This window comes from Chryseobacterium sp. SIMBA_028, assembly GCF_046535285.1.
Lineage (GTDB): Bacteria > Bacteroidota > Bacteroidia > Flavobacteriales > Weeksellaceae > Chryseobacterium.
Genome location: NZ_JAWRWZ010000904.1, coordinates 1 through 229, shown reverse-complemented (window position 1 = coordinate 229; position 229 = coordinate 1). Strand labels below are relative to the sequence as shown.

The 229-nt window shown below is 27.1% G+C and carries 1 protein-coding gene; it reads left to right on the top strand.

The features are described from left to right. Window positions 1-44: 44 nt before the first annotated feature. On the top strand, window positions 45-229 hold a 185-nt coding region (locus SCA31_RS25825), incomplete at its 3' end, for a hypothetical protein (RefSeq protein ID WP_410699779.1).

The window sequence follows — 229 nt, the reverse complement described above, 5'->3', positions numbered from 1 at the left end:
CACCTCAGCAGCTGAAAAGTTTAATAAAGTCTAAAGAAAATGGATTGTTTTCCAGATTTATTGTTTATTCTTTTGATGAGGTTTCTGAATTTAAAACCGATCTATTTTCAAAGAAGATAGCTGACATTAATTCCATCTTTGAAAAAGAGGGCTTAAAAATTTACGATTATTATGGAAAGTTAAAAGAATTAAATTCTGAAATTGAATTTTCTTTTACACACTTGCAAAA